The organism is Aeromonas rivuli (genome assembly GCF_000820045.1).
GTDB classification, from domain to species: Bacteria; Pseudomonadota; Gammaproteobacteria; order Enterobacterales; family Aeromonadaceae; genus Aeromonas; species Aeromonas rivuli.
Genome location: NZ_CDBJ01000042.1, coordinates 214,831 through 228,511 on the forward strand (window position 1 = coordinate 214,831; position 13,681 = coordinate 228,511).

The 13,681-nt window shown below is 61.7% G+C and carries 13 protein-coding genes; 8 read left to right on the top strand and 5 right to left on the bottom strand.

Annotated elements, in window-relative coordinates; genetic code table 11:
• Nucleotides 1-3 precede the first annotated feature (3 nt).
• The 3 genes from mobB to BN1130_RS08820 all read right to left on the bottom strand — a co-directional run bounded on the left by mobB (nucleotide 4) and on the right by BN1130_RS08820 (nucleotide 2,237).
• On the bottom strand, nucleotides 4-762 hold the full coding sequence (gene mobB, locus BN1130_RS23170) for a molybdopterin-guanine dinucleotide biosynthesis protein B (RefSeq protein WP_042041513.1): 759 nt from the start codon (nucleotides 760-762) through the stop codon (nucleotides 4-6).
• Complete coding sequence (mobA, locus tag BN1130_RS08815) at nucleotides 759-1,403, bottom strand: molybdenum cofactor guanylyltransferase MobA (protein ID WP_042041514.1); 645 nt, start codon at nucleotides 1,401-1,403, stop codon at nucleotides 759-761. Before mobA ends, mobB begins: the two co-directional genes overlap by 4 nt.
• A gap of 246 nt (nucleotides 1,404-1,649) precedes the next feature.
• Entirely contained in the window at nucleotides 1,650-2,237 is a 588-nt protein-coding gene (locus tag BN1130_RS08820) for a TMEM175 family protein (protein WP_042041516.1), read from the bottom strand.
• Nucleotides 2,238-2,497: 260 nt separating this feature from the next.
• Here BN1130_RS08820 and BN1130_RS08825 point away from each other — a divergent pair, with 260 nt between their 5' ends.
• The 4 genes from BN1130_RS08825 (at nucleotide 2,498) to BN1130_RS08840 (ending at nucleotide 7,475) form a co-directional block, all read left to right on the top strand.
• Nucleotides 2,498-4,207: an NAD-dependent malic enzyme gene (locus BN1130_RS08825; RefSeq protein WP_042041517.1), complete on the top strand. Its 1,710-nt coding sequence runs from the start codon at nucleotides 2,498-2,500 to the stop codon at nucleotides 4,205-4,207.
• A 300-nt stretch (nucleotides 4,208-4,507) separates the two neighbouring features.
• Nucleotides 4,508-5,746 carry a uracil-xanthine permease family protein gene (locus tag BN1130_RS08830; protein WP_042041518.1) on the top strand — a complete coding sequence of 413 codons (1,239 nt, stop codon included), beginning with the start codon at nucleotides 4,508-4,510 and terminating at the stop codon, nucleotides 5,744-5,746.
• A gap of 168 nt (nucleotides 5,747-5,914) precedes the next feature.
• On the top strand, nucleotides 5,915-6,652 hold the full coding sequence (locus tag BN1130_RS08835; protein ID WP_042041519.1) for a dienelactone hydrolase family protein: 738 nt from the start codon (nucleotides 5,915-5,917) through the stop codon (nucleotides 6,650-6,652).
• Between the two features lie 256 nt (nucleotides 6,653-6,908).
• Nucleotides 6,909-7,475 (top strand): lipid-binding SYLF domain-containing protein, encoded by a 567-nt coding sequence (locus tag BN1130_RS08840; protein WP_042041520.1) that lies wholly within the window; start codon nucleotides 6,909-6,911, stop codon nucleotides 7,473-7,475.
• Between the two features lie 91 nt (nucleotides 7,476-7,566).
• On the opposite strand, the gene pgl is transcribed toward BN1130_RS08840, so the two are convergent.
• Nucleotides 7,567-8,580 (bottom strand): 6-phosphogluconolactonase, encoded by a 1,014-nt coding sequence (gene pgl / locus BN1130_RS08845; protein ID WP_042041522.1) that lies wholly within the window; start codon nucleotides 8,578-8,580, stop codon nucleotides 7,567-7,569.
• A 156-nt stretch (nucleotides 8,581-8,736) separates the two neighbouring features.
• The gene (locus BN1130_RS08850; RefSeq protein ID WP_042041524.1) at nucleotides 8,737-9,504 is read right to left on the bottom strand and encodes a helix-turn-helix transcriptional regulator; all 768 of its coding nucleotides are present in this window, start codon (nucleotides 9,502-9,504) and stop codon (nucleotides 8,737-8,739) included.
• A gap of 249 nt (nucleotides 9,505-9,753) precedes the next feature.
• Between BN1130_RS08850 and BN1130_RS08855 the strand changes: the two genes are divergently transcribed.
• The 4 genes from BN1130_RS08855 to BN1130_RS08870 all read left to right on the top strand — a co-directional run.
• Nucleotides 9,754-10,833: a substrate-binding domain-containing protein gene (locus BN1130_RS08855; RefSeq protein WP_198135253.1), complete on the top strand. Its 1,080-nt coding sequence runs from the start codon at nucleotides 9,754-9,756 to the stop codon at nucleotides 10,831-10,833.
• A gap of 59 nt (nucleotides 10,834-10,892) precedes the next feature.
• Entirely contained in the window at nucleotides 10,893-12,377 is a 1,485-nt protein-coding gene (locus BN1130_RS08860) for a sugar ABC transporter ATP-binding protein (RefSeq protein ID WP_042041526.1), read from the top strand.
• 17 nt (nucleotides 12,378-12,394) lie between these two features.
• Nucleotides 12,395-13,375: an ABC transporter permease gene (locus tag BN1130_RS08865; RefSeq protein WP_084218170.1), complete on the top strand. Its 981-nt coding sequence runs from the start codon at nucleotides 12,395-12,397 to the stop codon at nucleotides 13,373-13,375.
• 30 nt (nucleotides 13,376-13,405) lie between these two features.
• The coding region (locus BN1130_RS08870; RefSeq protein WP_042041529.1) for a glycoside hydrolase family 3 N-terminal domain-containing protein at nucleotides 13,406-13,681 on the top strand (276 nt) is incomplete at its 3' end.

The window sequence follows — 13,681 nt, forward strand, 5'->3', positions numbered from 1 at the left end:
CCATCAGGGCAAGAGGCGGATCCGGACCCGCTCACCGGGAGGGATGGCCGAGCGGGCAGGGCATTCGATCACGCAGTTGGCCGAGGGCAGGGCTGAGGGCATGAAAGCACTTGCCGGGCGCACCTGCAAGCAGCCGCTGGCATCCTGGCTGAGGTGGCCGGGCAGGCAAGCCTCCCCCGCCGGATTGGGCATGGCCTCCAGGGCCAGGGCGAACAGGCGCAGCGGCGGCGATAAAGGGGGCTGGCTGCTTGTATCCCGGGGCAGCCGGGCGCAGAGGAAGTCGGCGATGGCGTCCAGGGCCTCGAAACGAAACTGGGGCAGGGTGGTCGCCTCGGGCTCATCGCTGATGAGCGCCACTATGTCCGGGTCGCCTGGGAACAGCAGGGGCCTCCCGAGGGCGCGGCGATGGAGCTCCATCTTGGGAAAATGGTGATGCTTGAACCCCTCGACCAGCAGCAGATCGAGCCGCTCCCAGTCGAAACGGGCCAGCAGCGCCTCGAATGAGGGCTCTTGCTCCGGGGTCTCGCAGATCAGGGCGTGGCGCAGGGAGGAGGCCGCCATCACCTGCAAGGCGCCAGCCTGGCGCAGGCGATAGCTGTCCTTGCCCGGTTGATCCATGTCGAAATCGTGATGGGTATGCTTGAGCACCCCCAGCCGCAGGCCGCGCCGGGTCAGCAGCGGGATGAGGCGCTCCAGCAGGGTGGTCTTGCCGGTACCGCTCCAGGCGACGAAGCCGAGCAGGGGCCGTTGCGCAGGGATCATGGGCGTGCGTCCCCTGCCAGCGATCCGCTTGCACCCAGCAGGCGCGCCTCGTAGGCGGCCAGCTCGGTCTGATCATTGAGGTTGATGAAGGCATCGGGCTGATCGACGAAGGAGACCACAGCCATCCGGTGGCGGGCAAACCAGCAGGCTATCTTGCGTTCCCCCTCAGCCAGTGTCTGGCGCAGGGAGGGGAGCAGGGACTTGTGCAGCAGGGCGACCACGGGTTGCAGATGAGATCCATCATGGGCCACCACCAGCTCGATGTCCGGCGTCAGCGCGGCGCGAAAGCGGCTCATCAGATCCATCGGCAGGCCGGGGCCGTCGCAGGGCACGAACAGCACCCAGTCGTGGCGGGCGGCGGCAAGACCAGCCTGCATGCCCGCCAGGGGACCCAGGAAATTGCCGTTGCCATCATCGATAACCGGGGCCAGCGCCCGATAGCGCTCCTCGCTGCGGTTGGCGTTGATCAGCACCTCGTCCACCTGGGGGCGCAGGCGATCGAGCACGTGGACTATCAGGGGCTTGCCCGCCAGGGGCACCCAACCCTTGTCGTCGCCGCCCATGCGGGTGGCGCGGCCACCGGCCAGGATCACGGCAGAAACGGGAAAGTGGGCACTAGGGGTTGCGGAGTCTGGCGTCATGTCGCTCTGTCAGGTTCGGTGGAAGGATGCTGGCCGCGGGCTCGTTGCGGGCACCGTCGCCGTTTTCGGTTCGGCTCCGGCCGATCTTGCGCCAAGGGGGCCGGCAGGGCAATGGCATTTATATCCGGCTGCCGGGCTTTCTGGGGTGATCCAGATCAATCCGCTCCACCTTGAGCCCTTCGCCGGGGCGTGATGCTGCCAGCCGAACCGGGATACTGGCTGATGGACGCCATGGGGGAAGGCGAGCTAGTTCGCCTCATGCTCGGCCAGGATGTGCTCGATGCGACTGTCCGGCACCAGCCAGATCAGGGCGGCCAGCACATAGATGAGCTGGGACAGCCACTGGGCCCAGAAGGCGGCGACGATGGCGCTGAAATAGAGCAGGGGGGAAACCTTGCCCTTCCAGTCGCTGCCGAGTGCCCGCTTGAGCAGCGAGTGCGGGCCCTGGGAGCGGATGATCAGCGTCTGCAACATGAAGTAGGCGATGGCCGCCATCAAGAGTACCAGGCCGTAGAGGGCGGTCGGCAGGCTGGCGAAGTGGTTTTCCCCCATCCAGCCGGTGGCAAAGGGGATCAGGGAGAGCCAGAACAGCAGGTGCAGGTTGGCCCAGAGAATGGGGCCTGTGATATGGCGGCAGGTGTGCAGCATGTGATGATGATTGTTCCAGTAGATCCCCAAGTAGATGAAGCTGAGCACATAGCTCAGAAACACCGGCAGCAGCGGGATGAGCGCCGACCAGCTGGCGTCGTGGGGCACCTTGAGCTCCAGCACCATGATGGTTATCAAGATGGCGATGACGCCATCGCTAAAGGCTTCCAGTCGCGTGCTTCCCATGATGAGCTTCCTTGAGTCCGAAGTGTGGTTGATATGTGTGCCCGAGTCGCGAAGCCACGGCACCAGCGGCGGCTGCTCCATGACAATGGCAGATCTAGCTTAGTCGAGGGCGGGGCAGGGGCCGGGAGGACACCGCTGGGGTGAGCGACTTTATGCCCGGCCTCACAAAATCGGTGAAGTAAAAGTTATATGATTGATTTCACTATGTGTCTCGCTTCTTCGCCGCAATGGCAACTTCATGTAAATCAAAGAGAATGACTATGGCTACTGGACAATATCTGCTCTGGAAAGATGCAGAAGGCAATGCCTTTCGCCCCGTGTCCCTCACCGGCACCGACTTGCTCAACAACCGCTACCTCAACAAGAGCACGGCCTTCACCGAACAGGAGCGCGCCGACTTTGACCTGGACGGTCTGCTGCCACCCCAGGTACAGACCTTCGAGGCCCAGCTGGAACGGGTCTATCAGGGTTTTCAAAGCGCCTGCAGCGACATTGAGAAATATCAGTATCTTCGCGCGCTGCAAGACAGAAACGAGACCCTGTTCTACGCCCTGATCTCCCTGCATGTGGAGGAGATGACCCCCATCATCTATACCCCGACCGTGGGCAAGGCGTGTCAGGAGTTCAGCCACCGTTTCCAGAAGGCGCGCGGCCTCTATATCACCCCGCAAAATGTCGAGGACATGGGATCCCAGGCACGGCACTTCGATGGTAAAGGGATTCGCATCATAGTGGTCACCGACAGCCAGGGGATTCTCGGCATCGGCGATCAGGGGGTGGGCGGCATGGGCATCCCCATCGGCAAGCTCTCCCTCTATACCCTGGGGGCGGGGATTCATCCGGCCTGCTGCCTGCCCATCGCGCTCGATGTGGGCACCGACAATCAGGCGCTGCTGGATGATCCCATGTATCTCGGCCAGCCCCATCGCCGTATTCGCGGCAAGGAGTATGACGACTTCATCGACAAGTTCGTCGCCGGGGTCAAGCGTCACTTCCCCAATGCCGTGCTGCAGTGGGAGGACTTCAGCAAGTCCAATGCCTTCAACAATCTGGCGTGCTACCAGCAGGCACTGCCCTCCTTCAATGATGACATCCAAGGGACGGGCGCCGTGGTGCTGGCGGGCATCATTGGGGCGGTCAAGTTCAAGGGTGAGACCCTGGGCCAGCAGAACTATCTGGTCTATGGCGCCGGCGCCGGCGGGGTCGGGGTGGCGGATCAGATCTGTGCGGGCATGATCCGCGAGGGGCTGGATCCGCAGGCGGCGCGGGATCGCATCTATATCCTCGATACCCAGGGGCTGGTGTGTGACAACCGCGAGGGGCTCGACGAGTACAAGCGCCGCTACGCCAAACCGGGTCTGCTGCTGGCGCAATGGGATGTGCAGGGCAAGGCCGGGCTGACCGAGGTGCTGCGTCATGTCCCCATCACCGTGCTGCTGGGCACCAGCGGGGCTGGCGGGGCCTTCCAGGAGCAGCACATCAAGCTGATGCTCGAGCACTGCGAACACCCCATGGTGTTCCCGCTCTCCAACCCGACCGCCAACTGCGAGGCACTGCCGGAAGACATCTACCGCTGGAGTCAGGGCAAGGCCATCGTCGCCACCGGCAGCCCGTTCGCCGATGTCGAGCATCAGGGGGAGCGTTATCGCATCGGTCAGGGCAATAACGTTTTTATCTTCCCCGGGGTGGGACTGGCCGCCATCGTCAGCCAGGTGAAAGAGATTGGCGCCGACATCTTCACCACGGCGGCCTTCGCCCTGGCCGAGTGCGTGAGCGAGGCCGATCTGGCCCGTGGCACGGTTTTCCCGCCGATCCGTGACCTGCGCGCCATCTCGGTGCGGGTTGCTACCGCGGTGCTCAAAGACATCGTTCGCCGAGATCCGACCCATCCCCTGATAGGCCAGGATCTGGAACAACATATCCTCAGCCACATGTGGGAGCCGACCTACCTGCCTTATCGCAAGGTATAAGAGGCTACTCCATCAAGACAGGCGACCCTCGGGTCGCCTGTCTCGTTTCAGGTTCGCAAAATAGACAAATAAAAAATTATCCCATAGGCAAACGATTGGAATTTGCCAGAAAGGTGCGTAAAATCGCATCCTCGATGCTTGTAGCAACGAATCCCGCCTAAAAGGTTAGTTTCTCGCCCTCCCCAAGCAGTAAAAGGTAAAAATTGATGCTTTTTTGTGTCAAGCCTGCCTTGAAAATATGTAGTGATGATTGAAAAGTGTGAAATATCACCCTCAGTCATCAAAATCGTAAGGACGCTCATGTTTTCCTTAGTCAAGCAAAGTGTCGCCGGGCTGCAGATCCTGTTTGTTGCCTTCGGTGCCATGGTGCTGGTGCCCCTGCTCACCGGACTGAACCCCTCCATGGCCCTGCTCGGCGCCGGTGTGGGTACCCTGCTGTTCCAGCTCTGCACCCGCCGCCAGGTGCCGATCTTCCTCGGCTCCAGCTTCGCCTTCATTGCCCCCATCATCTACGCCACCCAGACCTGGGGACTGCCGTCCACCATGTTTGGCCTGTTTGCGGCCGGTTTCATGTACTTCATCCTGGCGGCGCTGATCCGCGTGCGAGGCATGGGCTTCGTGCACAAGCTGCTGCCGCCCGTGGTGATTGGCCCGGTGATCATGGTGATTGGTCTCTCCGTCGCCCAGGTCGCCTGCAACATGGCCATGGGCCGTGCCGGTAGCGATCAGGTCGTCGAGCCGACCACCGCACTCACCCTGGCGGGGATCTCCCTGGCGGTGACCCTGATTGCGGCCGTGTTCTGCAAGGGCTGGATCAAGCTCATTCCCATCCTCTCCGGTGTCATCGCCGGTTATGTGGCTGCCATCATGATGGGGCAGGTGAGCTTTGAGGGGATGGCCAACGCCCCCTGGCTGGCCATGCCTCACTTTGAGACCCCGGAGATCAACTGGGCCGCCGCCCTGTTCATGCTGCCGGTGGCCATCGCCCCCTGCATCGAACACATCGGCGGCGTGCTCGCCATCGGTGGTGTGACCGGCCAGGATTACACCAAGAACCCGGGTCTGCACCGCACCCTGGCCGGTGACGGCATCGGCGTCTGCTTCGCCGGTTTCATCGGTGGCCCCCCCGTCACCACCTATGCGGAAGTGACCGGCGCCGTGATGATCACCCGCAACTTCAATCCGGTCACCATGACCTGGGCTGCGGTATTTGCCGTCATCCTGGCCTTCTTCGGCAAGTTCAACGCCCTGCTCACCTCCATCCCCATGCCGGTGATGGGCGGTATCATGCTGCTGCTGTTCGGATCCATTGCCGCCATCGGCCTCAAGACCCTGGTGGAGTCCAAGGTGGATCTGGGCCTGGCCCGCAACATCGCCATCGTCGCCGTGACCCTGACCGTTGGCGTCGGCGCCCTGGAGCTGAAGATCGGTGACTTCGCCCTGGCCGGTGTGGGTCTGGCCTCGGTAGCCGCCATCCTGCTCAACCTGATCCTGCCTGCGCACTCGCAAGAGGGCGCGATGGAGTCGGCCAAGGATTAAGCCCCCTTCGTCGCCATATAGCCAAAAAGAGGCCACCCCAGGGTGGCCTCTTTTTATTGGGTCGCCAGCCATGGTGGGACGGCTGCGGGTCATGCTCCGCAGGCCTGGCCTGAGAGCGGCTACAATCAGGGTCGCAGTGAGTTGCAACGGGCTAACAAGGAGAACGTGATGAAGATGGTATGGATTTTGGCTCTGTTCGGATTGGTATGGGGCGGTGTGAGTCAGGCGGGCCCGGTCAGTTATAGCGTCGATGGTCAAGCGTTTGAGGGCTTTTACCTTGGCAGCAACAAGCAGGCCCCTCTGGTGCTGCTGGTGCATGATTGGGACGGTCTGACCGATTACGAGGTCAAACGCGCCGAGATGCTGGCGGCGCTCGGTTATAGCGTGTTTGCCGTCGACTTGTTTGGTGCCGGTGTGCGCCCGACCGAGATGGAGGAGAGAAAGCGGCTCACCGGCGCGCTCTATCAGGACAGACCCAGGATGCGCACACTGCTGATGGCAGCGTTGACCGAAGCGGGCCGATTGGGTGGGCGCCTCGACAATGTGGTGGCACTGGGTTACTGCTTCGGCGGCGCGGCTGTGTTGGAGCTGGCCCGCAGCGGCGCCGATCTCAAGGGAGTGGTGAGCGTTCATGGCGGCCTGGCCACGCCCCCCGGCCAGGACTACAAGCAGACCAAGGCGAGCCTGCTTATCCAGCATGGCAGCGCGGATCAGGCTGTTTCATTGACAGAGTTCGCCACGCTGATCGGTGAGCTGGAAGCGGCGGGGGTGACCCATGAGGCGACCAGCTATAGCGGTGCCCCCCATGCCTTCAGCGTCTTTGGCGGCGCCAATTATCGCGCCGACGCCGATGCCAAATCCTGGCAGCGTTTCACCGCATTTCTCGGTGAGGTGAGCAAGGGGTAGGCAAGGGCATCGGTGTCTCATTCCATCGATGCCTTGTCTGTGCACGCCCCCAGCGCGCGTTGCTGGGGGGATCCGCAGAGAACCTGTGGCTGTTGGGGAGATGGACTTCACAAGGTACTGATATCTGGTTGGGGTTTTCGGGAGACGGGAGCGTGATCGAAGGGATCAGAGTCCTGTCTCTGACTGGACTCTGGAGTGGGAGCTGGAGCTTCATCTGAAGGCAGCTTCCGCACGTGAAACATAAAGGAGAAATGAGATGCGTCTATGGATTCATATTGTGGCCGTTCTGCTGCTTGTTGGTTGTGCCGCCAAGGGAGACACCCCGGCCGAGCAGCGTAGCAACATTCAACAGATGCGCCAGCAGACCCTTGCCACCCTGTATGGCCAGGATGCGGGCATCCGACAGGAGGTGGCAAAATCCAAGGGTTATGCCGTCTTTACCAATGTGAACAACAACCTGCTGGTGCTCAGTGCGGGCAGCGGTTATGGCGTGCTCCATGACAACCGCACCGGCCGTGACACCTACATGAGGATGGCGACGGCCGGGATGGGGATCGGCATGGGGATCAAGAAATTCCAGGCATTGATCATCTTCAACGATGTCACCGCCCTGGACAGATTCATCACCACAGGATTCGATGCCAGTGCCCAGGCTGATCTGGCCGCCAAGTCGGCCGACGATGGCAAGGTGGTGGTCAGCGAAGCGGCCAACGCCGATTTCCAGAAGGTGAAGATGTACCAGCTCACCGAGCAGGGGGTCGCGGTACAGGCCACCATGCAGGGTTACAAATATTGGCCGGATGATGATCTCAACGGCAAGTAGTCGCCGGGTTGGCTGATCTTTCCCGCTGGCGGCGCTCGATCTGAGCGCCGCCTCTCTTTGTGGCGACTGAGGTCGCGTGAGCCTCGGGCGCTCAGGCGGGGCGTCCGTCGAGCTTCAATATCCTCACCCACATGGCCCCCTTGCCCACCGGCTGGCGGGAGGTGAGGCTCAATTGCCCCGTCGCGGGTGCGATGCGGTGCAGGGCCACATCCTGGGAATCCTGCCCGGTCACAATCAGCGCGTGCCCGCTGTGGTCGATGGCAAAGCCACGGGGACAAGATTCGGTCGGGAAGTGGGCGAGGGGGGTCAGGGCGCCGCTCTCCTGGTCAATACCGAACAGGCTGAGCAGGCTGCTGGCCCGCTCGCTGGTATAGAGGAAACGCCCATCCGGGGTCAGGTGGATGTCGGCCCCCCAGCGCTCTCCCTGATAACCCTCGGGCAGCATGTCCAGACTCTCCCGCGCGCTGATATGCCCATCCGCCTCCCGGTGGTAGCGATTGAGGGTGCCATCGAGCTCATTGAGGCAATAGATATCACCGTTGTCGGGGTGGCGCGCCAGATGGCGGGGACCGGCGCCGGGGGCGGTGTGAATGTCACCAAGGGGGTGGGGGGCCAGCAGGTCATCGTCCCCCAGGGTGAAGCGGCGAATGACGTCCTCCTTGAGGCAGGCGACCAGCAGCTCCTGATGACCCTGCTCATCGGCCAGCAGGGTCACCGAGTGGGCGGCCATCAGTGCATCGATACGCTGGTGGGGCGCCAGCACCCGACCCGCCGCATCCATGTGGGAGACGCTGACGTGGTTGAAGGCGTAGGAGGCGGCGAAGAACAGCCTGCCCCGTGCATCGGTGCAGGTGTGGGAGGCGCTGCCCGCGAGGGGAGCCGAGCTCGGTTCGCCGAGCCGACCATCAGCCTGGATGGGATAGCTCTGCACCATGAAGTCGGGTCGCACCCCCGCATGGAGCCAGCGCTGGTCCGGGCTGATGACCAGCGGTTGCACTTCCCCCCCGGTCTGCACCTGTTGCAGCGGCACCAGCTCATCCTCCATCAGCGCAAAGACATGGATCAACCCGCTGACCGGATTGGCGACATAAACGACTTGTTGCATGGGGTTCTCCTTGTGCGCTGACGCCCATCATGGGGTCATTTTTCCAGACTAAGCGGCGGGTGATGCAAGTTGCCTCAGGCAATTTTTTCAGACTAGGCAGATAGTTGCATAGATTTACCCATGACAGAGCAGCCCCGTCTGTTGTGACTGTGCAGGCTATTTTTCCAGGCTAAGCAGATAGTTGCGCAGGTTCACGCCGCGGTTGGCCAGTCCAAGCTTGATGCGCACGCTGTTGCGATGATTCTCCACCGTCTTGCGCGCCACATTGAGGGCGCTGGCGATCTCCTGGCTGGACATGCCGCTGCGAATAAACTCGGCCACCTGCATCTCAGAGGGGGTCAGCACTTCCAGCAGGCGTTGATTTCCCTCCTCCTGCAGGCCGTGCAGGCTCTTCTCCATGCTGGCGCGAATAAGCTCCAGGCACATCTTGAGGGCCGGATCCTGGATCTGGGTCAGCTTCTGCTCCACCTCGGGCAGGTGGCGGGCGATCAGCTGCTGATGCTGCTCGCCGGGGGCTGCCCCCTGATTGCCGCTGAGGGCCGCCAGGGAGTGACCGAGTTCGTTGATGAGCCGGTGATCCTGCTCTATGCCGGAGGCGTCCTGGTTATCGCTTGGCTTGATCTGCAGGCACCAGCTGCGGGTGCCGTCCGGCCCGTGGTGAGCGAACAGCTCGAAGGCAAGGTTGAGGATCTCGAACCGCAGAGTGGGCAGGTTGCCCCGGATCCGCTGGCGCATGGCCTTCAGATAGTCGGGACCGACCAGGAACACCAGATCGTCGAGCCGGTTGAGGGTCAGGGTGTCAACCGGATAGCTGGAGGCGACCACCTGCTCCTGCTCATCGAAGCTGATGAAATAGATGTCATTGCGTGCCAGCAGCTGATGGCAGAGCCCCTGCTCGTCTATGGCGGTCAGCTTGTTACTCATGTTCCTTCCAGTTCTGCATCTCTTGATCGGGCCCCGTATGTCACCTTTATCCACCCCTGCTCCGCGCTCTGCTCATCCATGGAATACCTAGGCGATTAGGTTTTTTCCTGTCATTAATTAACAAAAATTAAATGTATTGTGAGCTGAATCGCAAAAAAATCGCGCTCTTTAGTGAGGTGTATCTCATTACAGGCTATAAAACACCTAGATAATACCTATCAACCACTCAATGGATATAGGGAGAATACCATGTTGGCAAAACGCTCACACTTTTTACTGGCAGGATTGACCGCCGCCATGCTGCTCGGCAACGGGGCCCACGCCGCCGAGGCGACCACGACCCTGGGGCCCAATGGCGAACAACCGACCCCTTATACCCAGGTAACACTCACCACGGCTCAGCAAGACAGGGTCAAGGCCCAGAACTACACGGCCGCCATCCTGATGCACACCACCTCGGACTGGTCGAGTGCCCTCATCAAGGGTGCCAAGGACAAGTTCCAGGATCTGAACGTCAAGGTGGTGGCGGTGACCGATGCCGAATTCAATGCCAACAAACAGAAGACGGACGTGGAAACCGTGATGGCCATGTCCCCCGACATCATTCTCACCCTGGTGGTCGATCCCGTCTCCGGCGCCGCCGCCTTCCGTCCTGCGGTGCAGCAGGGCAGCAAACTGGTGCTGATCAGCAACTTGCCGAGCGGTTTCGAGTACGGCAAGGACTATGCCGGCATCGTCACCGATGACCTGTTCGAGATGGGCGGTTTGGCCGCCGACATGCTGGCCAAGACGGTGGGTGAGCAGGGCAAGATAGGTTTCATCTACCACGAGGCGAATTACTACGTCACCAATCAGCGGGATCAGGCGGTGCTGACCAACCTGGCCAAGCACCACCCCGGCATCCAGATCCTCGCCAAGCAGGGCATTGCCAACGCCAATGATGGCGAGGTCGTTGCCTCTGCTCTCATTACCCAGCACCCGGATATCCAGGCCATCTATGCCCCCTGGGATTCCATCGCAGAGGGGGTGGTGGCCGCCACCCGCGCCGCCGGGCGCAGTGACATCAAGGTGATCACCATGGACTTGGGCGCCGCCAATGCCCTGGACATGGCCAAGGGCCGCAACGTGGCCGGCATAGTGACGGATTTACCTTATGACCTCGGCCAGACTCTGGCCACCATGGGGGCCCTCGCCAAGCTGGGGGAGCAGACTCCCCCCTTCGTCACCGTCTCCGCCGATGCGGTAACCCGTGACAACCTGGCCGAGGCCTGGCTGCAGGCCCTGCGGCGGGATCCGCCGGCCGCCGTGACCAAGGCACTCAGTCAATAAGCCCATAGCCCGTCGCCCAAGGGCGGCTGGCTGCCTCATCCCATGGAAGGAGTCATCACATGGAGCTGTACGCCATAGAGGCGAGTGGTATCAAGAAGGGGTTTGACGGCATACCTGTACTCAAGGATGTGTCGTTCAGCCTCAAGCGTGGCGAGGTACATGCCATCGTCGGCCAGAACGGGGCGGGCAAATCCACCCTGGTCAAGCTGCTCAACGGCTTTCATGGCCGGGATGGTGGCGAGGTGCGGCTGTTTGGCAAACCTTGCCGCTTCACGACTCCCAAGGAGGCCCAGGCCGAGGGGATCGCCATGGTCTACCAGGACTTGAGCCTGGTGCCGACCCTGTCGGTGGCCGACAACATCTTCCTGGCGGGGGGGGCAGAGAGTGGCGCCATTATCTCCAATCGGGACAGGGTGCGCCGTGCCGCGCCCCTGCTGGCCATGCTGGGTGTCGATCTGGACCCGAACTGCGAGGTGGGACGCCTGAGTGTCGGCCAGCAGCAGTTCGTCGAGATAGCCAAGGCCCTGGCCCAGAATGCCCGGATCCTGGTGCTCGATGAGCCGACTGCCTCACTGTCCAACAACGAGATCAACGAGTTGTTCAAGGTGATCGCCACCCTCAAGGGGCAGGGGATGTCCATCATCTACATCACCCACTACTTGAGCGACATCATGCGGGTCTGCGATGCCGTGACCGTGCTGCGTGATGGCCATACGGTGCTCGCCACCAACACCAGCAACACCAGTGTCGAGGCGCTGGTCGAGGCCATGCTCGGCAGCAAGGGCGACACCAGCCTGAGTTGGCCGCGCCCGGCATCGGCGCCGGATGCCGTGGCGCTGCTCGAGCTGGACGGGGTATCAAATTCACAACTGCACGACATCTCCCTCAAGGTGATGCCGGGTCAGGTGGTGGGACTGGCGGGGCTGCTGGGCAGCGGGCGCACCGAGATCCTCGAGGCCATCTATGGTCTGACCCCCATTCAGGGCGGCGAGATCCGCATCAATGGCGAGCCGGTGCGAGTCCGTTCCCCCAAGCAGGCCATCGCGCTTGGCATCAACATGGTGCCGGAGGAGCGGCGCAGTCAGGGATTGGTACTCGATTTTTCCGTGGCCGACAACATGCTGATGGCCGCCTATGACCGGCTCTCCCAGGGATTGAGCCTGGACAAACCCAAGGGTGACGCCATGGTACGTGCCCAGATCAAGAGCCTGGGAGTCAAGACCAGCGGCCCCGAGCAGTCGGTGCGTTTTCTCTCCGGCGGCAATCAGCAGAAGGTGGTGATCGGCAAATGCCTCTCCACCGAGGCCAAGGTGCTGCTGCTCGACGATCCCACCTTCGGCATCGATATCCATGCCAAGTACGAGATCATGAAGATAGTGGACAGCTATGTCGCCGCCGGTAATGGCGCCATCTTCGTGTCGAGCGAGTATGCCGAGGTCGCCAGCTTCTGCGACCTCATTTATGTGGTAAACAAAGGACGCATCGTTGCCTGCCTGGAAGGGCGGCGCATGAATGAAGAGACGCTGCTGGCGGCGGTTCAATGACAAACGAGGAGTCAAGGATGAAAGATTTAACCCTGCCGGCCGCCCCCAAGGGCAGCCGTATCAACTGGCGTGACTACATCATCTACATGGTGTTCGTCGGCATCTTCGTGTTCTTTTCGGTGGTGCTCCATGACAAGGGCTTCTTGAGCTCCGTCAACCTGATGAACATCGCGCGCCAGACTGCCACCATCGCCATCATGGCGGTGGGCATGACCTTCGTGCTGAGCGCCGCCGAGATAGATCTCTCCTTCGGTGCCACGGTCGCCCTCAGCGCCATCGTCTCGGCCCTGACCCTGCAAGAGACGGACAGCATCTTGCTGGCGGTCTCGGCGGCGCTGCTGGTGGGCACCATGATAGGGGCCATCAACGGCCTGTTCGTGACCCAGGTCGGTATCCCCTCCTTCCTGGTGACCCTGGGGACCACCGGCATCATCACCGGCATCGCCCGCTGGTCCACCTCCTTGCAGTCGATCCCCATCGACAACGACCTCTATGTGTTCATCTTCGGCTCGGGGGACATAGGGCCCATCTCGGTGCTCTTCATCTGGACCATTCTGGTGACGGTGATCGGGGCCTTCGTGCTGCGCAACACCCGCTTTGGCAAACAGGTGCTGGCCACGGGTGGCAACAAGATCTCCGCCATGTATTCGGGCATCAATATCAACCGCATCAAGCTCTACGTGCTGATGCTCAACGGCTTTCTCGCCGCCCTGGCCGGCATCCTCTACTCGGGACGGCTGCAGAGTGCCCGCTACACCCTGGGGGAGAGCGATCTCATGCTGGTGATCGCCGCCGTCATCATAGGTGGCACCAACCTGTTTGGTGGCAAGGGCATGGTGGTGGGCTCCGTCATCGGCGCCCTCATCATGGGCATGGTCAACAACGGCCTGATCCTGATGGGGCTGAACGTGGATCAGCAGCTGATCCTGCGCGGCATCATCGTCATCGTCGCCGTCACCTTCACCATGGGCCAGCTCAAACAGCTGCGTAAGAAGTAAGTTAACTCTTTGAGACTTAAGGACGAGAACATGAAGATAGATCCCAAGGTGGCAAGCATCATTTCCGGTTGGAGCTTGAAGGAGAAGGTGGGCCAGCTGTTCATTCTGGCCTTCCCCGGCAAGTCCGCCGAGCAGGCGCGCACCATGATAGCCGAGTACAACCTAGGGGGCTGCTACCTCAGCCAGGACAACAGCGACACCTTCGCCGAGGCGCAGCAGCTGACCCGGGATCTGGCAAGCATAGGCGCCGAACAAGGCCGTCTGCCGCTGTTGCTCGGGGTGGATCAGGAGGGGGCCTGGGGGGTG